Genomic DNA, 24,602 nt, shown 5'->3' on the forward strand with positions numbered 1-24,602 from the left:
AGCCGCTCTGGAAGCGTCCAGTGCCGGTCAGTAGGATCACCCCAATGGGTTCCTTCGTGAGCGCGATCCTTGGCATGCCTCCGCAGCTGGCCTACCTCCTTGTGTTCGCCCTGGTCTTCGCGGAGGACGCGATTTTCGTCGGCTTCGTGGTGCCGGGCGAGACGGCGGCCGTCCTCGGCGGTGTCCTCGCGAATCAGGGGCACGCCGATATCTGGCTTATGGCCCCGTTCGTTGTGGTCGCCGCGATCGTGGGGGACACCGTCGGGTACGAGATCGGGAAGCACCTCGGTCCCCGCCTGCTCGGCTTCCGAGTGTTCGACAAGCACCGGAGAAAGCTCGAGGATGCCCAAGCGTTCCTGCGGAGGCGAGGCGGCTGGGCCGTGTTCCTGGGGCGATTCGTGGCCTTCTTCCGCGCCATGATGCCGGCCCTCGCAGGAGCCTCGAAGATGCGCTACCCGCGGTTCCTCGCGTTCAACGCGCTCGGGGGCCTCGCATGGGGGGTCGGCTTCACGCTCCTGGGCTACGTCGCAGGGGCCTCGTACGACGTCGTGGCGAAGGCTGCGGGACGCGACATCGCCGCCGTCGTGCTCGCCATAGGGGTTGTCGCCTTCGTCGTGTGGCGCGTGCGCAAGAGCCGCGCCGAACGGCGCAACGAGCGAAACTATCGTGGCGGAAACGCCGAAGCTGAAGCTGGGCCCGAGGGCGAGGGGTAGCACGCCCTGGCGGCCGGCCTTCGTCGGCTGCCCTTCGCCCGAACTGGTCTCGGGACGTGGCAGAATGGACGACTGTGCCGAGTGCTGCGGCTGGGATTCCCCGGAGCGGCCACGGCGCCCTCCGCCCTGGTGTAATGGCAGCACGCCGGCCTTTGGAGCCGTGCAGTCTAGGTTCGAATCCTAGGGGCGGAACGCGAAAGGCCCTCGGACCGCTGTGGATAGAATGGCTCCGGCCTTGCAGCAGCACGCATCGCGACGATCAGGAGAACCAGCGACAGTGAATGCGGAGAACCCCGGACAGCGTCCCCCAGCCGACCGCCCGGAGTCCCCGCAGGCCGGAGCGAGCCCAGTTCCCTACGGCACCGCGCGGCAGCCTACCGCCGTCATCGTTCTCGCTGCCGGTGCAGGTACCCGCATGAAGTCCCGCACCCCCAAGATCTTGCACGAGCTGGGGGGCCGCTCCATGATCGCCCATGCCCTCGCCGCCGCTCGCGGGCTCGACCCCCGCAGCCTCGCCGTCGTCGTTCGCCACGAGCGTGACCGGGTCGCCGAGCATGTCGCGGCAATCGACGCCGAGGCGCTCATCATCGACCAGGACGAAATCCCGGGGACGGGCCGCGCCGTCGAGGTCGCGCTCGACGCTCTCGCCGCCGCGAATCCTGCGGACGGGCTCGAGGGCGCAGGGCTTGAGGGCAAAGGGCTTGAGGGCACAGTCGTGGTCACGTACGGCGACGTGCCGCTCCTCAGTTCCGAACTCCTCCGCGACCTCGTGGCGCTTCACGAGGCCGACGGCAACGCCGTCACAGTCCTGACTGCGGTCCTCGACGACGCGACAGGCTACGGTCGGATCCTCCGCGACGCTGACGGCGGCGTTGCTGCCATCCGCGAGCACAAGGACGCGAACGAGGACGAGCGGACGGTCCTCGAGGTCAACTCGGGCATCTACGCGTTCGACGCCGCGATCCTCGCAGACGCGCTGCGGCGCGTCACGACGGAGAACGCCCAGGGCGAGAAGTACCTCACCGATGTCCTCGGGATCGTACGCGAGGACGGCGGCAGGGTTGCTGCCCTTGTGACCGAGGACCGGTGGCAGGTGGAGGGCGCCAACGATCGCGTCCAGCTCCAAGCCCTCGCTGCGGAGCACAACCGCCGGATCGTCGAGGAGTGGATGCGAGCCGGCGTCACGATTGTGGATCCCGCGACGACCTGGATCGATGGCAGTGTTCGTCTCGCAGAGGACGTCACGATCAAGCCCAACACCCAGCTCCACGGGGCCACCGTCATCGAGCGCGACGCGGTCATCGGCCCCGACACGACGCTCGTGGACGTGATCGTGGGGGAGGGCGCCACGGTGCGGCGCACCGAGGGCACCAAGTCGGAGATCGGGCCAGGCGCGACCGTGGGCCCCTTCACGTACCTCCGTGCGGGCACAGTGCTTGGCGAGGCGGGCAAGATCGGAGCGTTCTACGAGACGAAGAACGCTCAGATCGGCAGGGGAGCCAAGCTTTCGCACCTCGGCTACGTCGGCGACGCCGAGGTGGGCGAAGGCACCAACATCGGCTGCGGCAACATCACAGCCAACTACGACGGCGTCAACAAGCACCGCACGGTCATCGGAGCCCACGTCCGCACCTCCTCCAACACCGTCTTTGTCGCCCCGGTCACCGTGGGTGACGGCGCCTACACGGGAGCCGGCGCCGTCGTGCGCAAGGACGTCCCGGCAGGTGCCCTCGCGCTGAGCGTCGCCCCTCAACGCAACGCCGAGGGATGGACCGAGGCGAAACGGCCCGGATCGCCGTCGGCTATCGCGGCAGCGGCAGCGCGTGCGCTGGCAGAAGAAGCTGCCCTCGGCACCCCTGAAACTCTCCCCTCCGCCAGCACTCCCCCAACAGAAGAAGGCAAGTAGATGACCGAGATCACGGCCAACGGCGAGAAGCGCCTCGTCGTCGCGTCAGGCCGGGCCCATCCCGAACTCGCGCAGGAGATCGCCAAAGAGCTCGGCACGGAGCTGCTTCCGACGTCGGCCTACGACTTCGCGAACGGCGAGACCTACGTTCGGTTCGAGGACAGCGTCCGCGGCGCCGACGCGTTCGTGATCCAGGCCCACCCGGCTCCGATCAATGAGTGGATCATGGAGCAGCTCATCATGATCGACTCGCTCAAGCGGGCGAGCGCGAAGCGGATCACGGTCGTCTCGCCCTTCTATCCCTACGCGCGGCAGGACAAGAAGCACCGCGGCCGCGAGCCGATCTCCGCACGACTCATCGCGGACCTCTACAAGACCGCCGGCGCCCACCGCCTCATGAGCGTCGACCTGCACACCGCGCAGATCCAGGGCTTCTTCGACGGGCCGGTGGACCACCTCATGGCCATCCCCCTCCTCGCCGACTACGTCCGCACCCGTGTGGACCTCAACAAGGTCACCGTCGTCTCCCCGGATACGGGCCGCGTCCGTGTGGCCGAGCAGTGGGCCGAGCGCCTCGGCGGCGCCCCGCTGGCGTTCGTCCACAAGTCGCGGGACGTGAACGTGCCGAACCAAGCCGTCTCGAAGCAGGTCGTCGGCCAGATCGAGGGGCGTGACTGCGTACTCATCGACGACATGATCGACACCGGCGGAACCATCTCCGGGGCCGTCCAGGTGCTCAAGAACGCCGGCGCCCGGTCTGTGATCATCGCCGCAACGCACGCCGTGTTCTCGGATCCGGCTCCGCGTCGGCTCGCCGAGTGCGGGGCGCGTGAGGTCGTCGTGACCAACACCCTGCCCATCTCGCCAGACAAGCGCTTCGAGCAGCTCACGGTGCTCTCGATCGCGCCGCTCATCGCCCGCGCCATCCACGAGGTGTTCGACGACGGTTCCGTGACGAGCCTCTTCGACGGCCGCAGCTAGACAGGCAGCTGCGCCTACGGCGTCTGGCCGAGGTTCGCCGTCCGTCCGATCTGCTAGGATTGTCGGCGAACCTTGGCGAGGGATCGGCGCATGCGCCGGACCGTGATCGACTGGGTCTGGACTTCTTCGATGGGGCCTTCTGGCTCGATGGTGCTTCGGTTCAGACGCCCGTCTGCGCCAAGCCACCCGATCCATCGAAGGAGCATTCCATGAGCGACAAGCTTGCTGCCCAGAAGCGCACCGAGTTCGGCAAGGGCTACGCCCGCCGCGCCCGCGCCGCCGGCAAGATCCCTGCTGTCATCTACGGCCACGGCGCCGAGCCGCTGCACGTGAGCCTCCCGGGGCGCGAGACCACCCTCGCCGTCCGCGTGGCCAACGCCCTCCTCACGATCGATATCGAGGGCGCCGAGCACCTCGCGATCGTCAAGGACATCCAGCGTGACCCGGTCCGCCAGATCATCGAGCACATTGATCTCCTCACCGTTCAGCGCGGCGAGAAGGTCCAGGTGGACGTTCCTGTCCATGTCGTCGGTGAGGCTGCCCCGGGCACCGTCGTCACCCACGAGACCGTCGCCGTGACGGTCGAGGCCGAGGCCACCCACCTTCCGACCGCGCTCGAGGTAAACATCGAGGGCCGTGGCGTCGGCGAGCACGTCCACGCCTCCGACGTCCAGCTCCCGCAGAACGTCGCCCTCGTGACCGATGCGGAGACGATCATCGTCAACATCGCCGAGGCTGTGGCCGTCGCCCCCGAGCAGCCGGCCGAGGCTGGCGAAGAGGCTGCTGCCGAGTAGCTGAGGCCGCTGCAGCAGGAGGGACCGGTCGGTCTAGGAGCTGCCTGGTCTAATAGCTCGTTGGCTTAATAGCTCGGCCTCATGAGCTGCCGGACCTGGCCCATGGGCTGCTGGAGTGGGCGGTAGCCTGCTGGAAGACCTCGAGGCGGCTCGCCCTGATGGGGCGGGCCGCCTTTTCCGCGCCCGAGCAGCAAGACCCGCGCAACGCGCGCGAGCGGCAAGACCGGAGTAACGCGCGCGAGCGGCAAGACCGGAGTAACGTGCCCCGAGCGACGCGCCCTCAAGAACACGCCCCAACAACTTCACGATCTGAAGGAGCAGCCGCATGGCGGAGACCTGGTTGATCATCGGGCTCGGCAACCCGGGTCCGAAGTACAGCGGCAACCGGCACAACGTGGGCCAGATGGTCCTTGACGAACTTGCCGGACGGGTCGGAGGAACGTTCTCCTCCCACCGTTCCCGGGCCATGGTCCTTGAGGGGAGGCTCGGCATCGGTGGGCCGCGCGTTGTGCTCGCGAAGCCGCTCACCTACATGAACGAGTCCGGCGGCCCCGTCTCAGCGGCGGCGAAGTTCTACGGGATCGAGGCCGACCACGTGGTCGCGGTCCACGACGAGCTCGATATCCCGTTCGATACCGTCCGCCTCAAGCTGGGCGGGGGAGAGGGCGGCCACAACGGGCTCCGCGACATCTCGAAAGCTCTCGGCACCAAGGACTACTACCGAGTGCGGGTAGGGGTTGGCCGTCCCCCCGGGCGCATGGACGCCGCCGACTTCGTGCTGCGCGACTTCTCGCCGACCGAGCGGAAGGACCTCCCCTTCGTCCTGGGGGAGGCGGCCGACGCCGTCGAACTCCTCGTGCGCGAAGGCCTCCTGGCCGCCCAGCAGAAGCATCACCCGGCCAAGGCGTGAGGGCTTGCCTGTAGTGACTCCCTACCGCGGGCTTTTACGAGGTCTCGGGTCCCAGGTGAAGCGCTGGCGTCACATTCGGGACCAAAGTCCCTAATTTCGGCGCGTCGCGCGCCACTTTTCACTCCTTGGTGAAAAGTCGCTCCCCCTGCCCTACTGAATAGTCGCTTCGACGGGGTATCTTTTGGACACCTGCATGCGTGGGGGACACGGGGAGGGGCAATGCGGTGGACGGCTGGGGTGTCTGAACGGCACCAAGCTGGCGCTCGCCCGTTGGCTTCGGATCGGGTCCAGTGGGCCCGAAGCGTCCGAGGCGACGAGTTGCGAGCAGCGCGCGAGGCGTTGAGCAGCGCACAGAGCTATGGCATTGTCGTGACCGGAGCGCGCGACATCGGCAAGGGTGCTTTCCAGACGGCTTTGGTCCGCTCTCTTGCCCCGGACATGTACGCCCAGACCCTCCGCAGCACAATGGGTGGAACAGAGACCCCGTACGGCGCGCTCGCCCCCTTCCTCGCACGGCTTCCTGATGACGCGCTCGAGAATCCCGCCGCCACCATGCGCGGCATCCTGGAACTCCTGAGCGCCGACGCCGCTGGGCGCAGGGCCGTGATCGCGCTCGAAACGCCGGGCGGCCTCGACGAGCTCAGCACCGCGACTCTCGTCAACCTCATGACGACCGGCACGGCGAAGGTCGTCGTCGTTGCCAACCGCACAAGCGATCTGCCTCAGGACTTCCACTGGATGCTCACGGAGGGCCGCATCCGCGAGATCCAGCTCGACCTGCTCCCGGAGGACAAGACCGAGGAGGTCCTCGGCGAGGTTCTCGGCGGCATCGTCCCCCGGACCGTGGCCCGCATGCTCCACGCCATGGCCCACGGCAACCCCGAGCTCCTCTACCGAATCATGAGCGACTTCCTCCAGACCAGCCAGCTCCGCTCGACCGATGGTGTCTGGACCCTTTCCGAGGACGCCGAGACGAGGCGCAGCCGGGAGATCGACGACGTCGTGCGCTCGCGTGTAGAGCGAGAGTCGCCGGAGGTGCAGACCGTCATCGAGGCGCTCGCCTGCGCGCGGCGGCTCCCGCTCGAGCGCATCACGAGCGTGTTCGGGGTGGACGTCGTCTCGGTGATGGACGAGGCCGGGCTCATCGCGGTGGAGGAGAACGAGAACCACTCGGTTTCGCTCTCGGACCCGGTGATGGAGGAGGTCGTGCGCGGATGGCTGAGCATTCCACGCCGTCGTGAGCTCCGGGCGAAGATCATCGGGAACCAGGAGCCCTCGCTCGCGAGCCTCGGCGTCGTCGAGCTGCTCGGCTACGCCGCGTGGACCCGCGAGTGCCAGACCCCGCTCGCGCCCTCGCACGCGGTGGCCGCCGCGGGTGCCGCGCTGCGCCTGCACGACCCGCATTTCGCGCTCGACTGCCTCGAAGACGTCCCGCGGTCTACCGCGACATGGGCTACCGTCCAGCTCCTGCGTGCCTACGCGTACCTCGCCCTCGGCCTTCCGGTGCAGGCCCACCTCCTCCTCGAACAGGTCACGGAGGAGGAGCTTGAGTCCATCGGGCCCGTGGCGTACGCGCACTTCGTCGAGGCCATGGCCGCCGTCAAGCGTTCGACTCCGGGCCGCGACGGCGAGGTGGCTGCGGTGTTCGAGGAGGCCCGTGCCCGCCTGCTCGTGAACTCCGGCCTCAGTGAAGCGGCCGACGACGAGGTGCGTAATGCACGCTCGGTGCTCGACCTCGCCGAGTTCGCGGACGCCGTCTACCGCGGCGACCACGCCCGAGTCATCGAACGCCTCGAGGCCGCGGCGGCCGGCACCCCCGGCGGTGATGACGAGCTGAGGCTGCGCTCGGCGTGCCTGCTCATGCAGGCGCAGGTCGTCGTCGGGCGTGAGGACGAGGCGCTCGCGACGCTCCACCGCATCTCGAGCGAGCTCGCGGGGCCGGCAGGGACAAGCCGGGTTCGGCAGGACTTTGTGAGCCGCGGGTTCGACGTCCTCCTCTTCAACGGCCATTGGCGGCAGGCCGTCGCACTCGTGCGCTCGGCTGGCTTCGAGACTGTCCCGAGCCTGCGCTTCGCGGGCGCCCATTACGAGTTCGCCTCGGGTCTCGCGCTCGTCTACGCGGGCCGTGGATCGGATGCTATCTCGCCCCTGCTCGCCGCGATTGCGCAGCTCGAGCAGGGCAATGTCCGGGCCACTCTCGGCTGTGCGTACGCGGCGACCGCGTTCGCGTTCGCCCAGCAGGGAGACAGCGCGGCAGCCAGGACCTATCTCGATCGGCTCGAAGGGTGGTCCGCGCCCACAAGCTACAGTCTCCGTTCCTCGACAGAGTTCTGCGCGGACATGGCGCGCCGCTGGATCGGCGAGCGGGGTGCGTCGCAGCGCCTCGTCGAAGCGGCTCAGGCCGACATCGCCGCGGGCCGCTGGACGATGGCGGGCATTCGGCTCGTTGGGGCGACAGTCGAGTCGGGGTCAGAAGAACTGGCCCTGCTCGAGGAAGTCTGCGCCCATCGGCAGGGAGCCCTCGCCGATATCGGAAGGCGGCTGGCCCGCGGCACGAGGCTCCGCGAACTCCAGGACCTCGTGACGGCCTCGGATCTCGCCGCGGGACTCGAACTCGACACGCTCGAGTCGCGATGCACCGCCGTCGCCCTCGACATCGCCCGGGACACCGGCGACGTGCGCGCGGCAAGGATCCTGCAAGCCCGGCTCGACCGGCTCACCGGACTCGTGGAAGTCCTCCCGGTGGTGCCACAGAGCCTCGGACCGCTGCTCACAGCGCGGGAAAGGGAGGTGGCCGTGCTCGCAGCGCGGGGCGAGTCGAACCGGACGATCGCAGAGGAGATGGGCTTGTCAGTCCGGACGGTCGAAGGCCATCTCTACCAGGTCTTCTCGAAACTCGGCATCACCTCCCGCGCTGAGCTGGCGGGACTCCTGTGAGCGGCCTAGCGTTCGTGGGGCGCGCGCGGGAGGTCGCGCAGTGCGCTGCGATGCTCCGCGACAACGTGCCGGCCCTCCTCATCCTCGGTGAGACCGGTGTCGGCAAGTCCGCGCTCGTAGCCGCCGTGCGCGCGGAGCTCGGGGACTACGCCGAAACCTTCGAGATCCACGGGAGCCCATCGCTCCAACGCGTTCCGTACGGCGTCCTTGCGCCCTTCCTAGGCGGCCTCCCCACGGAGAAGGCCGGATCGCGGATCGCCGTGCTGCGCACGTTCTGGCGCCGGGTCGAGGAGCTGAGGACGCACAGCGCAGGACGCCTCGTCCTTGTCATCGACGACGCGCACTCGATCGACACGCTCACCGCCGAGGTCGTTGCCGAGCTTGTCGGCGCAGGCTGGGCGCAGGCGCTCGTCACCTCCCCCGATGGCGCCCTGCTTCCCCCGCCCCTCATGCAGCTCTGGATCGACGGAGGGGCTGAGCGGCTCGACCTCGAACCGTTCACCGCAGCCGAGGCCGCGACCTTCCTCGAGACCGCGCTCGGCAGCCGGGTGCTTCCGTCCACGGCACGGCGCCTGTGGCGAGATTCGCAGGGCAACCCGATGCTGCTGCGCTGCCTCATGGAGGAGGCGCAGCGAGCAGGCGCCCTCGTGGCGCGGCGCGGCACGTGGCTGCTCGCTTCCGAGCCTGAACGGCGCAGCGATGGGCTCGTCGGGCTAGTCCGCGACCAGCTCCAGCGGCTTTCGGCGGAGGAGCGCGAGGCGCTCATGCTCACCGCGATCGCGCAGCCCGCGCCTCTGAGCCTCATCGAGGGCAACTTCGGCGGGGACGTGGTCCGCAGCCTCGTGATGAAGCGGCTGGTCCTCCCGCCCGAAGGCCCGGACGGCTCGCTCCGGCTGCGCCACGTCGTCTACGGCGAGGCCATCTTCCAGCTCATCCCGCTCATTCGCTCGCTCAAGCTCCAGCAACTGGCCGCAGTGCACCGCGCCGAACAGATCTCGACCGCCGACGGTCTCCTGTGCGCTGTGTCCTGGGCCCTCGGCTGTGGCCTCGCCCTCGAGGAGACGACCTTCCTGAGGGCCGCGAGGCTCGCCGCGAGATTGGGTGAGAACTCGCTCGCCCTCCGCGCCGCGGACGCCGTCACCTCGCCGGGGCTCGCCGCCCAGGCCCGATTCGTGCGCGGCCTCGTGGCCTACACCGCGAACCACTACGGGGAAGCAGTCCCGCTCCTCGAGCCCTCCGCAGACCTCGGGCCCGAGGGCGTGCTCGCATCCGGCCTGCTGTGGCTCTACAGCCGGGACGCGCTCGGCCATGCGCACGACGACGTGGCACAGGACCTCGAGCGCCTCGCCCAGGACGCCGGTCAGGGGCCGTGGGACCTGCTTCGGCTTGTCTTCGCTTCTGTCCGCGGGGACTACGTGAGCCTTGAGGTCGGCCTTGCCGCGTGGCGGACGGCGTGGCGCGCAGGGGGAGCGACGGAACGCACCGCCGCGGAGCGCGGCGTGGCGGCAGCGCTCGAGGCAGAGGTCCTGGCTTGCCGGGGACTCCTGCTCGAGGCGATGGCGACCGCCTCGCAGGCGCTCGAGCTCCTCTCCTCCGACGAGACCATGGGTTCCCTCTCCGAGTTCGCGGCCGTCCGGTTTGTCTACGCTGCCGTCTCCGCGGGCCACTGGGACGCACTCGAGTCCGTCCCCTCGTGGTTCGCGACCCCGCCACTGCACGAGGACTCGTTCCAGCTCGGCGCGACCCTCCAGTGTGCACGCGGTCTCGCGCTCCTGCGCCAAGGACGCTTCGGACCGGCGCTCGAGCTCCTCGAGCCGACGCTCGAGGAGCTGCGCATCTGCGACTCGCAGCACGTGTTCCGGCTTTGCGCCGCGGGCGCCGCCTACGCCGCGGCGCGTCAGGGCGACTGGGAACAGGCCTCGGACTTCCTCGAGGACGCGCGTGGGCCCCACCGGGTCGCGGCGTCGATGATCCGTCCCATTGCCGAGTTGTTCGAGGTCGCGGCCGGCTGCGCGATCGAAGCCGACACGGGTTCGCTCGCCGCTCTCGAATCGGCCGTGGACGCGGCATCCCAAGGCGCGCGCCGCGACGTCTGCCTCCAGGGCCTCTTCCTGTGGTTCGACGCCGGACGGCGGGACCGCCTTGATGAGCTTCTCTCCGTGGCATGGCCCATGGAAGGGCAGTGGGCGGAGGCCGGCGTACTGCTCGGCGCGGCGTTCGACGAAGGCGGCGCCGACTCGCTGCGCGCTGCAGGCGACGCCCTGCGGAGCGCCGGTTTCCCCCGGCTCGCCCGGGAATGCTACGCCGACGCCCTCGCGCAGCTCGAGAACACACCGTCGCGCGCGGAGGCCCGTGCCGTGTGGGAGGGCCAGCGCGCGTGCGATGCGGAGCTGGGGGAGACGGCAGCCGTCCCACAGCCCGCGGCCCCAGTCGGGGAGCTCACGCGCCGCGAGCGCCAGATCGTTGCATTGGCCATCAGCGGCCTGAGCGACCGGGAGATCGCAGACCGGCTGACCGTCTCCGTGCGCACCGTCGAAGGCCATCTCTACCGCGCCTATTCGAAGCTCGGGGTGAGCAGCCGCGAGCAGCTTTCCTCCGCCGTCGGCCTCGCTCCGGAGAATGAGTACACCTCTCCACAGAGCAAGTAGCGGCCGCTCGGCAGGTTCATGGCAAACGCGTAGTCGCCACTCATGCCCTCTGACTCCGATCGTGCGAGAGTTGTCCCACAGCCGATCGGGATGGCTGATGGCACCGCCACCAAGGACGGAGCCGGCGACGACGGAACCTCCCCGAGACCAAGGTTCCTCCCCCAGCCGTCGCCGGCTCTTCTTGCTGCTGACTCTTCTGCCCCAGAAGTTAGGCTGGCCAGACCCGCCGGGTCACGTGGGAGAATGGATTGCGGCACAAAGCCGTACCGTAATTCTCGAACCGAATTTCGGGTCTCATTCTTCCTGTGAAGGAGCCGCCACAGTGGCCCTCGTCAGCGTCCCGGCCCCACTCCGGCCGGCCTCAGTCGGCACCGCGCATTCCTCTGAGCTCGACGACTCCGAGGCGGAACGCATCCGTCACGACTTCCCCGCTCTTGACCAAGCCGTCAACGGGCGCCCGCTCGTGTACCTCGACTCGGGGGCGACGTCGCAGAAGCCCCGCAGCGTCCTCGAGGCCGAGCAGGACTTCTACGAGACGCGGAACGCGGCGGTCCACCGAGGTGCCCACGAGCTCGCCGTGCGGGCAACGGATGCGTACGAGGAGGCCCGCGCAACCGTGGCGGCCTTCGTCGGCGTCGACCCTGCGGAACTCGTGTGGACGTCGAACGCTACGGAGGCGCTCAATCTCGTCGCCTACGCGTTCTCCAACGCCACCGTATGGGCCGAGCGTGGCCGAGGAACTGCCGAACTGCGCCGCTTCGCGCTCGGCCCCGGCGACGAGATCGTCGTCACGGAACTGGAGCACCACGCGAACCTGATCCCGTGGCAGGAGCTCGCCTTCCGCACGGGGGCGACCCTCCGCTACATCCCCGTCGACGACGACGGCCGGCTCGACCTTGCCGAGGCCGCACGGATCATCGGACCCAACACCCGCCTCGTCGCCTTCTCGCACGCCTCCAACTTGCTCGGGACCGTGAGCCCCGTCGAGGAGCTCGTCGGCCTCGCCCGCGGGGCCGGCGCCTTCACCGTGCTCGATGCGTGCCAGTCCGTCCCGCACATGCCGGTCGACTTCAAGGCACTCGACGTGGACTTCGCCGCGTTCTCCGGCCACAAGATGCTGGCCCCCACGGGGATAGGCGCGCTCTATGGGCGCCGCGAGCTGCTCGACGCACTTCCGCCGTTCCTCGTGGGCGGCTCGATGATCACGACGGTGACGATGGAGCGCGCGGAGTACCTTCCCGCCCCGCAGCGTTTCGAGGCGGGGACGCAGCGGATTTCGCAGGCCGTCGCGTTCGCCGCCGCGGTCGACTACCTGCGGGAGACGGGGATGCAACGCATCGCTGCACGGGAGGCGCGCCTGGGCGAGCGACTCGCCCAGGGCATCGCCGCCCTCGACGGCGTGCGGCTTCTCGGCCCCGCGCCGGGCGAGGAGTGGTACGTGCACCCCCGGTTCGGCATCGCCGCCTTCGACGTCGCCGGAGTGCATGCGCACGACGTCGGGCAGTACCTCGACAGCCGCGGCGTCGCCGTCCGCGTCGGCCACCACTGCGCGCAGCCACTGCACCGCCGACTCGGTCTCACGGCTTCGACCCGGGCGAGCGCCTACGTCTACACGACCGAAGCCGATATCGATGCCTTCCTCGCGGCCCTGGCTGAAGTCCGTGGCTTCTTCGGCGTGACCTCGAAGGCGGGTTCATGAGCCTCGACGCCCTCTACCAGCAGGTCATTCTCGACCACGCGAAGGAACGCCACGGGAGCGGCTTCGCGGAGAGGCTCGCGGAGGCTCAAGCGGCTGGCTTCGGCGAGTCCCACCAGCTCAATCCCGTCTGCGGGGACGAAGTGACCGTTCGCGTCGCCGTCGCCGATGGCGCGATCCAGAGCCTGCGCTGGGAGGGCCAAGGGTGCTCGATCTCGATGGCCTCGGCGTCTGTCCTCCACGATCTGGCGGAAGGGGCGAGCCCGGAGGAGTTCCGGCAGGTCGCCGACGCGTTCCGGGAGATGCTCCGGTCGCGTGGGCAGATCGCGGGAGACCCCGAAGTGTTGGGCGACGCCGCAGCCTTCGAGGGTGTCTCCCGCTTCGCCGCTCGGGTCAAGTGCGCGATGATCGCCTGGGTCGCGGCCGAGGACGCCGCGCGGCAGGCCGGCGCCTGAGACGCCTGCCGTAGGGCGGGGCAAAAAGCAGGAGTCGGGCTTCCCTATTGCGGAACGCTGACTTCGGCGTACGCTATGGCTGTCTCGGTCGGCGCGTCCCAACCGCTTCCGAGGGGGAGGCTTGCGATGCTGCGAGATTCCGCTGTCTCGGTTCAATTGGGACGGTCTGTGAAGGCTGCGGCTGACCCGACCGAACGGCAAGCCGAAAGGCTCCGATGGGCCATGCTCGTACGGCAGGGTGAGCTGGATTCTGCTACTCGGGCGCTCAAGGACCCAGGCTCCCTCGGAACGGTCGTCACCGGGCCGCCGGGCGTCGGGAAGTCCTTTCTCGCGAGTGCCGTCCTCTCCTCACTCGGGACGAGCATCTACCCGCTCCGCCTCCGCACCTCGACCACCGGCCGTTCCGGGGACTACGCATGCCTCGGGGCTCTCCTCGCCCGCCTGCCCCACGGTGCGTCCGCGTCGCCCACGGGGCTTCTCCTCGCCGTCGAACACATGCTGCGGGAGGACGCGGCCGGAAGGCCTGTGGTGCTCGTGGTCGAATTCGCGGGTGCGATCGATGAGGCGAGCGTCGGCGTCCTGCTCCACCTGCTGCTGAGCGGCACCGCCCGGTTGCTCGCCGTCGCCCAACGCGCCACCGACCTCCCAGCGGACTTCCTGCGCCTCGTGCGTCGCGGCCGGCTCGTCGAGACGCCACTGCACGGGATCGGGATGCCTGAGACGAGGCGCCTCGTCTCAGCCCTCGTGGACGGCAGGGTCGCCTCCTCGGCCGTCGGCGAGCTGCACCATGCATGCGGCGGCAACCCTGCAGCTGTCCAGGGGATTGTGCGGCGTGAGCGGGCCACCGGAAATCTCCACAAGCGCGGCGGCGTGTGGACTCTCGAGGCCGTGGTCCAGCCTGAGCAGGGGAGCGGCACGGATGAGATCATCCGGGCTCGCTGGGCGCGCGAGCCGCAGGACGTCCGTGAGGTGATCGAGCACCTCGCCGTAGCGCGCCGAGTCCCCATCGCCGGGCTGGCCAGGCTCTTCGGGTCCGAGGTGCTAGTGGACATGGAGGATCGCGGGATCATCGCCGTCGACGCTTCGGAACACCGCTGCGCCTACCTCCGGGAACCGCGGATGGCAGAGCTGGTCCGGGAGCGGCTCGGGCCGGACCGCCACCGGGAGCTCGCCTCGCTCACGTCGCTCGGGGGAGCGCCGGAGGAATCCGGCCTCGACCGAGAAGACCTCGTCTCCTACGTCGAATGGTCACTCGACATCGGGAGCAAAGTCGGTCCCGAACTCGTGGTCCATGCGGCTTGCGTCGCAGTCAGCCTGTTCGAGCCGCTCCGCGCGCTGGACGTGCTGAACCGGGCCGGGGAGCTGCCCGAAGCGCTCAAGGCTGAGGCGGCGTTCCATCGAGCCGCCGCGCTCTCGCTCCTCGAGCAGAAGGAGGAGGCGCTCGCCGTGCTAGACGAACTGCCCGCCGAGGTCGTCGAGCATCTCGGCCCGGCGGCGCGAGCCCGCTACGCGGCCGCGAAGTCGGAGCTCCTCTCATGGCTTCCGGAACGCGGCGAGGCTCGTGAACCGCTCCACGCGGCTTGGGACGCCTTCGCCCGGACCGCGGAGGGAGACCCCGCCGCGCTGCGGGCTGCCGCGGAAACCTTGGACCTCGCCGAGTTCCGCGCGCGGGCCTTCCAAGGGGATTTCCTGCCGATCCTCGATGCTCTCGAATCCGCCTCGCATCGTGTCGGCTCGAGTGAGGATTTCCGCCGGGAGGCCTCACTCCTTCTCGCGCAAGGGTGGGCTGCCTGCGGCCGTGAGGCAGACGCCGCGGCGCTCATCGCGTCCCTCGGACTCAACGCTCCCCAGCAGATGGACGACGACGCCTACGTCGCCGCCGCCTTCGCCGTCTGGATCGCGAACGGCGACTGGAAGCGCTGCGTCGACCTGTGCGAACACTACGTGGACCGCGGCGGGCGGCGCCTGAGCCTCCGCGGAGGCCTCGCCGAACTGTTCCTCGCGCTCCCGCTCGTCATCGCCGGCCGTGCGAGCACCGCCCTCGGACCGCTCCTGAACGCCGTCGCCCAGCTTGAGGAGTTCCCGGCCCGGAACGCACTCTCCACGGCATACGCGGCCACGGCATTCGCGTACGCGCAGCTTGGAGACACCGGGGAGGCCGAGCGGTGCCTCGAACGGGCAAGGGCCACGAGCGGCCCGGCTCCATGGCTCTTCGTCCATCTCGCCGAATTCTCGGAGGGAATGGCGCGCCGTTGGCTGGGCGACGCCGGGGCGTCCGAGTTCCTCCTCGCGCATGCCGCGGATGAGGAAGCGGCGGGCCGTGTCTCGGCGGCGGCCGAGGAAGTCTTCGGGGCAAGCGTTCCCGGCACAGAGCGGGAGTTCCTCTGGGTTGAGCGTCTCGCCCACCGGCGGCAGGGGCCCCTCTCGCACCTCATGGCCTCAATCGCCGCGGCCTCCCGGCGCAAGGATCCCGAGGCGCTCCTCGAGGCGGCCGAGGCAGCCTACGGCATGGAACTCGACGAACTCGAAGCCCGCTGCGCGGCCCTTGCCCTCGACTTCGCGCGAGACCGCAGCGATTCGGCTGCAGCGGGCCGGGCGCAGACCCGTTTGGACCGGCTCACGCGGGTGCTCCCGATGCTTCCGCTCGTGCCCCAGGTTCCCGCGCCAGTGCTGACCGAACGGGAACGCCAGATTGCCGTTATGGCCGCCTCGGGCGCGACCAACCGGGACATTGCCGAGGCGATCGGCGTTTCAGTCAGGACGGTGGAGGGACACCTCTACCAGGTCTTCCTGAAGCTCGGAGTGGCGTCTCGAAGCGGACTCGACGGACTGGTCTGACGTGGCCGCGAACGTGGGGGTGGAGTTGGCGGGGAGCTCATCGATCAATGAAACAGCGCGGGAGGACGTGGCGGCAGCCGCGGCCGAGGCGCTGCGGCGCGACGGGCCTTCCGCCGTCCTCGTCGTGGGCGAAAGCGGCTCGGGCAAGACCCATGTGCTCGAGCGGATCGTGGCAGCTCTCGGCAAGAGTGTCCAGGTCTTGCCCATCTACACCGGTCGCAGCCTGCGGGCGATCACGTACGCGGCCCTCATCGAGCGCCTTCCACCGCTCGCTCCAGACGAGGTGAAGGATCGGATCGGCGTCCTCCGTGCGCTCTGGACTGAGCTGGACCGGCTCGCGGGAGAGGAGCGCCGGCCCGTCGTCCTCGTTGTGGACGACGCGCAGGACCTCGACGACGGATCGGCGGGCCTCATCGCGGAGGCGGTGGCGTCGTCGTGGGTCAGGCTTCTGGCCGCAGGCACCTCGCGCGGAGGGCTCCCACGGGACTTCCTCGACATGTGGCACGACGGGATTGCGGAGCGGGTCGAGCTCGGGCCGCTCAGCGTCGACGAGACGCGTTCCGTCGCCGAAGGCCGCCTTGGAGGGCGGTCTTCGCTTACGACCGCGAACGTCCTCCACACGCTCAGCGGCGGCAACCCGCTCCATCTCCTCTCGCTCATCGACGAGGCACTGGCCGCCGGAACGCTCTTGTGCCATCACGGCATCTGGGTCCTCACAGGGGGATTCGCGAGCCGTGGAGAGGCGCTCGCCGAGACGGTCCGCAGTTCGATGGAGCAGTTGACGGCGGCGGACCGGGACGCACTCATGCTCGTTGCCCTCACCGAACCGCTTCCCCGCCCGGCCGCCCGTGCGCTCGTCGACCGCGAGGTCCTCGACCGGCTGGGGGACTTGGGCTGGTTCGCAGATCCTGGGAATGAGGGCCTGCGGATCCGCTTCCCGCTCGAGGCGGACGCCGTGCGGCGCATGACGACGGCGACTCGCCGCCTGCACATCTATCGGCGCGCCCTCGCGCTCGGCGGCGACGAGATCCGACAGCCCGCGAACGAACTGCGTCTGCTTGAGCTCGCTCTGGATACCGGCGCGGCGCTTCCAGCCGCGGAACTTGCCCGCGGCGCCGCGTCCGCGGTGCGTGCCTTCCGCAACGAGCTTGGCCTCAGGGCGGCCTCGCTCATCGACAGTGAGGCCGAACGCTCACTCGCCAGAGGCCTCGTCGCGCGAGCCCACCTGAACCTCAACAACCCCCACGCCGCCCTCGCGGAGCTCGACGTCCGGCCCGCCAACCCATCGGATGCGCGAGACGTCCTCGCGGGTTCACTCGTGAAGTTCAGCGCGCGGGTCGCCGCGCGCGAGCTGGACGGCGTGGAAGAGGACATCGCCGCACTCGAGCGGGCAGCCGAGTCCGTGGACGGCCATCTGGGACTCAGCCTCCCCTTCGGTCCCGGCGCCAAGGAATCCGTGAACCGCCGCGCACGGCTCCTGCATGCGCTCGCCGCCCTCGAGCGGGCGGACTTCGCCGCGGTCTCAGAAGCAATAGCCCGCGACGGGCGCCTCCCACAGGCCGCGGCTGCACCGTTCGTTGAGCGCAACATCTGGCTCTTCCTCGAGGCCGACGCCCACCTCGCTGCCGGCAGTTATGAGACGGCGGCGCGCACGGCGGCCCTCGCCCTCTCGGAGCGGGGCGGAGACGACGAGCATTTTCCCCTCGAGGAATTCGGGATCGTTCGCTACTTGGGTGCCGCCCTCCTCGCGGGCGACTGGGCGAGCGTCGATTCGGTCCTCAACTCGTACCAGAGCGGTCACATGCGCCATACGCTCGTCTTCGGCCCGGGCCTCTACTGTGCCCGTGCCTATGCGTTGCTCCGGCAAGGCCGTGAGGGGGAAGCCGGAGCGCTCCTCCAAGACGTGGTGGAGAACCTCGAGCTGCTCGACCCCCTGCACCTGCTGGGCGTCGCCAACGCCTTTGCAGCATGGGCGGCAGCGACGGGCGGCAATGCTGCGGAGGCTCAGGAGCGTCTCACTCGCGCCGAGCAGACGGCCGACGTCGGCAGCGCCGCGATGCGCGAACTCGCCGCGATGCATCGGGCTGGCGCTCGGGAGCTTCTCGAGCCGGGAGCAGGGCTAGCGGAGCTTGAGGCCATCGCTGAAGCGGACCGTCTCGCAGCCAGGCCCGGCTGGGAGTTCATCGCCCGAGTCCTTGCATTCGAGCTCGGAGCGGCGGAGCCGACCGAGCGCAGCGCGGAGCTCGCGGGCGCTGCGGAGGGCCCGTGGGCCGCGGCCTGGGGTGAGTGGGCGCGTGCGGCGGCCACCGGGAGCGGCGAGGGCTATATGAGGGCCGGGGAGCTGTTCCAGAAGCTCGGACTGTTCCGGCGCGCCCGGGCCGGCTACGCGCGCGCGGCCGGCTGCTTTGACAGCGCAGGGGAGCGGGCGGCCGCTCGCCGGGCGGGCGCTGCGGCGCGAGCCTGCGAGGGACTGCCCGGATCGGGCGACGTCGGCGAGCAGGAAGAGGCGATGCTCGCCTCGCTGCGGTTGAGCCGCCGGGAGCAGGACGTCGTCGACCTCGCCGTCGAAGGCCTCAGCGACCGGCAGATAGCTGACCGCCTCCACCTCTCGGTTCGGACCGTCGAAGGGCATTTGCACCGCAGCTACGCGAAGCTCGGCATTCGCAGCCGGGACGAGCTGCGGGATGCGGTGGAGGACTGAGGTCCGGGCGAGTCCCGCCCAGGTGCTGCTTCGAGGTGCTGGTGCTGGTTCTCCAGCCTGCCAACAGCCGGATGGCTGTGACGCGGATGCCAAAACCGGACGGCTGTGACGGTGATGCCCGCGATGCGGATGGCTGTGACGGTGATGGCCTCGTCGCGGATGGCTGTGACGATGATGGCCTCGACGCGGACGGCTGTGACGGTGATGCCCGGGATGCGGATGGCTGTGATGATGCCTGGGACAGCTGCGGCCGCCCGCTCGGGCGCGTAGAGGATTTTCGTTGATTTCCCGGGAATTTCGGGCCTTTTCTCTCGCCTGATCCGGGCGTTCTGGAGGCGCTGGGAGCGGCGTTCGAGTACTCACCCTTGCGGGTGGGTCGCGACTAGGCAGTGGCCGCGTGGTCCGATAGGTGGCTGCTGCGTACTGGGCAAGGGTTCACCCTCCGAGGGAGTGTGCAAGCTCGGGTACCGACTACTGGTGACCTGCCCTGCGCGCTCGACTGTACTGGTGCATGTGAGGGGCCGGGCGAACAGCACCGGCACCTTTCGGAGCCAAGAGCAGGCCATGTCGAGCAGGAGCAGGTCATGTCGGTAGGCGCAGAGCAGAACGTAGGGCACACCAACTCGCCATGGCATGGTTCACGGCTCTTGTCGGTTCTGGGTGTCGGGTCATCGGGTACGCGGATCGGGCCGACGCGGATTGCGCGTTCTGCTCGCGCGCAGGCGTGGCCGAGGCGATACGCGCTGTGCCTCCGGGTGGCGGATTCGGCGGTGGTGCTTGCGGCTGTTGTCGCGGGGGTGCTGTTCGGTGGGGCGGGTCCCCGTACGGATGTGGCGCTCGCTGTGATCGCGGTGGTGTGGCCCGTCGCGCTGGGGGTGTACGGGAGCCGTGATGCGTCGGTGTTCGGGATCGGCGCCGAGGAGTACCGCAGGGTTGTGGCGGCGTCTGTGCAGCTGTTCGCTGTGCTGGCCATTGCGGCGCTGCTGGTCTCTGACTGGCTGCCGGCGCGGGTCTTCACCCTGGTGTTCGGCACCGGCCTCGTGGGGCTCCTGGTGGCACGTTGGTCGAGTCGGCGGTGGCTCAATGCGCAGCGGAGGAGCGGGCTTTACCTGACCCCTGCGGTGGTGGTGGGGGAGCCCGAGGACGTGCGGTATGTGGTGCGGCGGATCACGGCGAGCAGCGGTGCCCCGTACAACGTGCTGGGGGTCGTCCTTCCGGGCGGCCGGAGAGGGCAGTGCCTGACGGTGGAGGGGGAACGACTGCCGGTGTTGAGCTCGACGGACGACGTGGTGCGGACGGTGGCGTTGAAGAAGGCCTCCGCGGTGATCATCGCTGGCCCCGTCCCGGGCGGGAATCAGTATGTGCGGGAGCTGGGGTGGAGCCTGGAGCGGTACGAGGCGGAGCTGGTCTTGGCCTCGACGCTGACGAATGTGGCGGGGCCGCGGATCCATTGGCGCCCGGTACAGGGGCTCCCGCTGATGGAGGTGGACCTGCCGCGGTACTCGGGGGCCAAGCACGTGCTCAAGCGTGGGATGGACATCGTGTTCGCGATAGTCGCGCTCGTGTTGCTCTCGCCGGTGCTGGCGGCGCTGGCCCTTGTGGTCCGGTGCGATTCGCCCGGCCCGGTGCTGTTCCGGCAGGAGCGGATCGGCAAGGACGGCACGGCCTTCCGGATGCTGAAGTTCCGTTCGATGGTGGTCGGTGCAGAGGCGCAGCTGGGGTCTCTCGCTGGCGCGAACGAGGGTGCGGGGGCCCTGTTCAAAGTCCGGGAGGATCCGCGGGTGACGCGCTGCGGGCGGTGGATGCGGCGCTATTCGCTCGATGAGCTCCCGCAGTTCCTGAATGTCCTCAAGGGGGAGATGAGCCTGGTGGGGCCGCGGCCCCCGCTCGCGCGGGAAGTCGGGGAGTACGAGCGCTTCACCCGGCGCCGCATGCTGATCAAGCCGGGCATCACCGGCCTCTGGCAGATCAGCGGACGCTCGGACCTCGACTGGGACGATGCTGTTCGGCTCGATCTCTACTACGTCGAGAACTGGTCGCTACTTGGCGACCTCATGATCCTATGGCGCACCATCCGGGCCATCGTCGACCCCGTCGGGGCGTACTGAGGCCAGAAGCAACCCAAAGAGACCCAAAAGCGCATCCAACAAAGACTGCACCCCAGATTCGCCGCACCCGAAGAGAGGCCATCATGGCAGATTTGCCGTACTCGCTCATTCCGTTCAGGGGGACCAGCCCGGCCGGGCATCCACCGCGCCCACTGGGCGTCGTCGTCATCGGCGCCGGATACTGGGGTCCCAACCTGGCCCGCAATTTCCAGCGGTCAGACGACTGGGACCTTCGTGCCATCTGCGATCTCGACCTCGAGCGTGCGGAAGGCCTGGCCCGGCAGCACGGCACGGCTGCCTTCGCCTCGCTCGACGAGGCGCTCGACACGCTGGAGTTCGATGCCGTCGCGATCGCGACGCCGGCGCGGACGCACCATGGGGTGGCGCTCACGGCTCTCAGGGCGGACAAGCACGTTCTTGTCGAGAAGCCGCTCGCCGACCACTGGGACAAGGGCGCGGAGATGGTCGCGACGGCCGAGGACAAGGGCCTCGTCCTCATGGCCGACCACACGTACTGCTATACGCCGGCCGTGCAGAAGATGCGGGAGCTGCTCCTCGAGGGAGAGCTGGGCGAGATCCTCTACATCGACTCTGTGCGGATCAACCTGGGTCTCGTGCAGCCGGATGTCGACGTCTTCTGGGACCTCGCACCGCACGATCTCTCGATCCTCGACTACATCCTCCCCGGAGGGCTCGCACCGGACATGGTCGCTGCCCACGGCGCTGACCCGCTTGGCACGGGCCGCGACTGCGTAGGCCACCTCTCGTTCGACCTGCCGTTCGGCGGCATGGGCCACATCCACGTCAACTGGCTCAGCCCCACCAAGATCCGTCAGATGGTCATCGGCGGCACCCGTAGGACGCTTGTGTGGGACGACCTCAACCCGCAGCAGCGCCTGAGCGTCTACGACCGGGGGGTGCAACTGCCGCAGCGCAGTCCCCGCGCCGGGACGGAGCGGCGCGACGCAGCCATCTCCTACAGGCTCGGTGACACGTGGTCGCCCGCGCTTCCTGAGCGCGAGGCGCTCGGGGCGATGGTCGCAGAGTTCGCCTCGTCCATCCGAGGCCAGCGGCCAGCGGCCACGAGCGGTGAATCGGCCCTCCGCGTGCTTGGCGTCCTCGAAGCCACGAGCCGCAGCCTCCAGGCCGGCGGCGCCCAGACAGCGGTGGATCCGGCGGACGGTCTCGGGCTCGAGGAATCATTCGGAGCCGGGCTCGTAGAGGATGACCCACTCAGGCAGGAGGCAGGAGCATGACCATCTTGGCAGGGGCCCGCGTTCTCGTCACCGGCGGAGCAGGCACCATCGGCTCCACGATCGTGGACCAACTCCTCGAGGCAGGAGTCGAGCACGTCGACGTCCTCGACAACCTCACCCGAGGGCGGCTCGGCAACCTCGACCACGCGCTCTCGACAGGACGGGTCCGGCTCATCGAGGGCGACCTTCGGGACCGCGACGCCGTTCACGACGCAACGGTCGGGAAGGACCTGGTCTTCCACGAGGCCGCCATCCGCATCACCCAATGCGCCGAAGAGCCGCGGCTGGCACTCGAGGTCCTCGTCGACGGGACGTTCACCGTGCTCGAAGCGGCGGCCCAACACGGCGTCGACAAGGTCGTACTCGCCTCCAGCGCGTCCGTCTACGGCGAGGCCAATGAGTTCCCCACGCCTGAGCGGCACCATCACCACAACAACGACACGCTGTACGGGGCCGCCAAGAGCTTCAACGAAGGCCTCGCGCGGAGCTTCCGCGCAATGTACGGGCTGGACTACGTTGCCCTGCGCTACTTCAACGTCTACGGGCCCCGGATGGACGTCCATGGCCTTTACACCGAAGTGCTCGTCCGGTGGATGGAGCGCATCGCGGACGGCCGGCCGCCCCTGGTCTACGGCAACGGCGAGCAGACCATGGACTTCGTCTACACGACCGACGTCGCGAGGGCCAACATCTACGCGGCCGAGTCCAGCGTGTGCGAGGGCGTCTACAACGTCGCGAGCGGGAACGAGACGAGTCTGCTTGCGCTCGCGGTGTCCCTCCTGGACGCGATGGAGTCTGACCTCGCGGTCGAGTTCGGGCCGGAGCGGAAGGTCAACGGCGTCGCTCGGAGGCTCGCTGACACGACGGCCGCTGCCCGCGATCTGGGGTTCCGGGCGGAGATGCCGCTCGACGAGGGGCTGCGGCGGCTCGTTGCCTGGTGGCGGCCGCTCCGCGAGGAGATCGCGGCGGCCAGGGTGGTGGCGGCGTCGTGAGCGCCGTCGAGGAGGGGGTTGCGCCAGAGCGCATCAACGTCATGAAGCCGTGGGTCGGACCCGAGGAGGCCAGGGCGGTCGCGGAGGTCATCGCGTCCGGCTGGCTGGCCCAAGGCCCGCGGGTCGCCGAGTTCGAGCGCGAGTTCGCTGCCGCTCAGGGCGTGACGCAGGGGGTGGCCGTCTCGAGCTGCACGACGGCGCTGCACCTCGCCCTCCTCGTCGCAGGGGTCAAGGCGGGCGACGAAGTCGTCGTGCCTTCGTTCTCCTTCGTCGCCACGGCCAACGCGCCCCGTTACCTCGGCGCCGAGCCGGTCTTCGCCGACGTCGATCCGTTGACCGGCAACCTCTCGGCCGAAACGGTTGCCGCGGTCCTGGGACCGCGGGTGAGCGCAGTCGTCGTCGTCGACCAAGGCGGCCTTCCGGCCGACGTCGGCCCTCTCGCCGAGCTCTGCCACGCCCGCGGCATCGTCCTCATCGAAGACGCGGCCTGCGCCGCCGGCTCGCGTTACCGCGGGCGTCCCGTGGGCATCAGCGCGGACATCGCGGCGTGGTCCTTTCACCCGCGCAAACTGCTCACCACGGGCGAAGGCGGGATGCTCACGACCGACCGCGGGGACTGGGCCGAGCGTGCCCGCCGCCTCCGGCAGCACGCAGCGAGCGTCTCGGCAGCCGAGCGACACGAGGCGGTCCGGGCGCCAGCGGAGGAGTACACGGAGCTTGGCTACAACTTCCGCATGACGGATCTCCAGGCGGCCATCGGGATTGTCCAGCTGAAGCGCCTTCCCGCCATGATCGAGCGGCGCCGTGCTCTCGTTGCTGCCTACCGCAAGGCGCTCGACGGGATTCCCGGGCTCAGGTTCGCCGAAGATCCACCGGAAGGCGAGTCGAACTTCCAATCGTTCTGGGCGGAGGTCGACGACGACTTCACCCTCAGCAGGGACGGGCTCCTCGACGCGCTCGCGGCTGAGGGAATCTCTGCCCGCCCGGGAATTATGGCGGCGCATCTTGAGCCGGCCTTTGCCGGAATGGCCCTTCGGGCGCCGCTCCCCGCGACCGAGCGACTCACAGCCCGCACTCTCATCCTGCCCCTCTACCACGAGCTGGGAGAGGACGGCGTGGGGCGCGTTGCGGACGCTGTCCGCCGCGGCGCGCAGGCGCCGAGGCTTCACGAGGCGCCGGAGGCTCCCAAGGCACCGGAGGTTCCCGAGGGGCCGAAGGTTCCCGAGGGGGAACCGAGGTGACCGAGCTGCTCCTGGTTGCCGCGAGCGGTCTGGCCCGCGAGGTCATGGCGCTCGTGCGCGGCGGAGACGACTTCGATCTCCTGGGGATCCTCGATGACGACCCGGTCCGCGTGGGCAGCGTCCTCGACGGAGCACACGTGCTCGGCCCGCTCGCCGAGGTCGGCAAGCACCCGAGCGCGCGCGTGGTGGTCTGTGTGGGCAGCGGCGCAGTGCGCGCCGATATCGTGCGCCGGCTAGGGGCGCTGGGCCTTCCGCCGGGTCGATTCGCGACGATCGTGCATCCAAGCGTCACCATTCCCGAGGGCTGCACCGTAGGCGAGGGGAGCATCCTGCTCGCGAACGTCGTGATGACGGCGGCGGTCTCGCTCGGGCGGCACGTCGTGGTGATGCCCGGGGTCACGTTCACCCACGGCGACGTCGCATAGT

The 24,602-nt window shown here is 69.4% G+C and carries 17 protein-coding genes and 1 tRNA gene; all 18 read left to right on the top strand.

The genetic code is table 11. The features are described 5' to 3' along the window. Positions 1-44: 44 nt before the first annotated feature. Positions 45-713 (top strand): DedA family protein, encoded by a 669-nt coding sequence (locus tag LK10_RS13390; RefSeq protein WP_052207327.1) that lies wholly within the window; start codon positions 45-47, stop codon positions 711-713. 120 nt (positions 714-833) lie between these two features. Beyond that, positions 834-905: transfer RNA gene (locus tag LK10_RS13395), tRNA-Gln, on the top strand. 85 nt (positions 906-990) lie between these two features. Continuing rightward, entirely contained in the window at positions 991-2,619 is a 1,629-nt protein-coding gene (glmU, locus tag LK10_RS13400; protein ID WP_269429511.1) for a bifunctional UDP-N-acetylglucosamine diphosphorylase/glucosamine-1-phosphate N-acetyltransferase GlmU, read from the top strand. After that, positions 2,620-3,600 (top strand): ribose-phosphate diphosphokinase, encoded by a 981-nt coding sequence (locus LK10_RS13405; RefSeq protein WP_043124496.1) that lies wholly within the window; start codon positions 2,620-2,622, stop codon positions 3,598-3,600. It abuts the gene before it with no gap. A gap of 209 nt (positions 3,601-3,809) precedes the next feature. Beyond that, positions 3,810-4,394, top strand: coding sequence for a 50S ribosomal protein L25/general stress protein Ctc (locus LK10_RS13410; protein WP_043124498.1), 585 nt, complete (start codon positions 3,810-3,812; stop codon positions 4,392-4,394). A gap of 325 nt (positions 4,395-4,719) precedes the next feature. Beyond that, positions 4,720-5,304, top strand: coding sequence for an aminoacyl-tRNA hydrolase (gene pth / locus LK10_RS13415; protein ID WP_043124501.1), 585 nt, complete (start codon positions 4,720-4,722; stop codon positions 5,302-5,304). 339 nt (positions 5,305-5,643) lie between these two features. Next, positions 5,644-8,241, top strand: coding sequence for a helix-turn-helix transcriptional regulator (locus tag LK10_RS13420; RefSeq protein ID WP_197061938.1), 2,598 nt, complete (start codon positions 5,644-5,646; stop codon positions 8,239-8,241). Beyond that, positions 8,238-10,889, top strand: a complete 2,652-nt coding sequence (locus LK10_RS13425; protein ID WP_043124506.1) for a LuxR family transcriptional regulator — start codon at positions 8,238-8,240, stop codon at positions 10,887-10,889. Before LK10_RS13420 ends, LK10_RS13425 begins: the two co-directional genes overlap by 4 nt. Positions 10,890-11,211: 322 nt before the next feature. Beyond that, complete coding sequence (locus tag LK10_RS13430) at positions 11,212-12,588, top strand: aminotransferase class V-fold PLP-dependent enzyme (protein WP_043124508.1); 1,377 nt, start codon at positions 11,212-11,214, stop codon at positions 12,586-12,588. Further along, positions 12,585-13,040: a Fe-S cluster assembly sulfur transfer protein SufU gene (gene sufU, locus LK10_RS13435; RefSeq protein ID WP_043124509.1), complete on the top strand. Its 456-nt coding sequence runs from the start codon at positions 12,585-12,587 to the stop codon at positions 13,038-13,040. The genes LK10_RS13430 and sufU overlap by 4 nt, the downstream gene beginning before the upstream one ends. Positions 13,041-13,262: 222 nt before the next feature. Then, positions 13,263-15,878, top strand: a complete 2,616-nt coding sequence (locus LK10_RS13440; protein WP_043124512.1) for a helix-turn-helix transcriptional regulator — start codon at positions 13,263-13,265, stop codon at positions 15,876-15,878. Position 15,879: 1 nt separating this feature from the next. After that, positions 15,880-18,579, top strand: coding sequence for a helix-turn-helix transcriptional regulator (locus LK10_RS13445; RefSeq protein ID WP_043124515.1), 2,700 nt, complete (start codon positions 15,880-15,882; stop codon positions 18,577-18,579). A 105-nt stretch (positions 18,580-18,684) separates the two neighbouring features. Further along, positions 18,685-18,849, top strand: a complete 165-nt coding sequence (locus LK10_RS21945) for a hypothetical protein (RefSeq protein WP_156144169.1) — start codon at positions 18,685-18,687, stop codon at positions 18,847-18,849. Between the two features lie 314 nt (positions 18,850-19,163). Then, positions 19,164-20,687: a sugar transferase gene (locus LK10_RS13450; RefSeq protein WP_043124517.1), complete on the top strand. Its 1,524-nt coding sequence runs from the start codon at positions 19,164-19,166 to the stop codon at positions 20,685-20,687. A gap of 83 nt (positions 20,688-20,770) precedes the next feature. Further along, positions 20,771-21,943, top strand: a complete 1,173-nt coding sequence (locus tag LK10_RS13455; RefSeq protein ID WP_081998531.1) for a Gfo/Idh/MocA family protein — start codon at positions 20,771-20,773, stop codon at positions 21,941-21,943. Then, a complete protein-coding gene (locus LK10_RS13460; protein ID WP_043124519.1) occupies positions 21,940-22,935 on the top strand; it encodes an NAD-dependent epimerase/dehydratase family protein in 996 nt (331 codons plus the stop codon). Before LK10_RS13455 ends, LK10_RS13460 begins: the two co-directional genes overlap by 4 nt. Positions 22,936-22,976: 41 nt before the next feature. After that, positions 22,977-24,176 carry a DegT/DnrJ/EryC1/StrS family aminotransferase gene (locus LK10_RS13465; RefSeq protein ID WP_156144172.1) on the top strand — a complete coding sequence of 400 codons (1,200 nt, stop codon included), beginning with the start codon at positions 22,977-22,979 and terminating at the stop codon, positions 24,174-24,176. Then, the gene (locus LK10_RS13470; protein WP_052207328.1) at positions 24,173-24,601 is read left to right on the top strand and encodes a PglD-related sugar-binding protein; all 429 of its coding nucleotides are present in this window, start codon (positions 24,173-24,175) and stop codon (positions 24,599-24,601) included. Before LK10_RS13465 ends, LK10_RS13470 begins: the two co-directional genes overlap by 4 nt. Position 24,602 lies beyond the last annotated feature (1 nt).

Source organism: Sinomonas humi (assembly GCF_000802235.1).
Classification (GTDB): Bacteria; Actinomycetota; Actinomycetes; order Actinomycetales; family Micrococcaceae; genus Sinomonas; species Sinomonas humi.

Coding starts and splice junctions, on each gene's coding strand:
- LK10_RS13390 (WP_052207327.1), top strand. CDS start 45: ATGGGTTCCTTCGTGAGCGCGATCCTTGGCATGCCTCCGCAGCTGGCC.
- LK10_RS13405 (WP_043124496.1), top strand. CDS start 2,620: ATGACCGAGATCACGGCCAACGGCGAGAAGCGCCTCGTCGTCGCGTCA.
- LK10_RS13410 (WP_043124498.1), top strand. CDS start 3,810: ATGAGCGACAAGCTTGCTGCCCAGAAGCGCACCGAGTTCGGCAAGGGC.
- pth (WP_043124501.1), top strand. CDS start 4,720: ATGGCGGAGACCTGGTTGATCATCGGGCTCGGCAACCCGGGTCCGAAG.
- sufU (WP_043124509.1), top strand. CDS start 12,585: ATGAGCCTCGACGCCCTCTACCAGCAGGTCATTCTCGACCACGCGAAG.
- LK10_RS13440 (WP_043124512.1), top strand. CDS start 13,263: ATGCTCGTACGGCAGGGTGAGCTGGATTCTGCTACTCGGGCGCTCAAG.
- LK10_RS13450 (WP_043124517.1), top strand. CDS start 19,164: ATGTCGGTAGGCGCAGAGCAGAACGTAGGGCACACCAACTCGCCATGG.
- LK10_RS13455 (WP_081998531.1), top strand. CDS start 20,771: ATGGCAGATTTGCCGTACTCGCTCATTCCGTTCAGGGGGACCAGCCCG.
- LK10_RS13460 (WP_043124519.1), top strand. CDS start 21,940: ATGACCATCTTGGCAGGGGCCCGCGTTCTCGTCACCGGCGGAGCAGGC.
- LK10_RS13465 (WP_156144172.1), top strand. CDS start 22,977: ATGAAGCCGTGGGTCGGACCCGAGGAGGCCAGGGCGGTCGCGGAGGTC.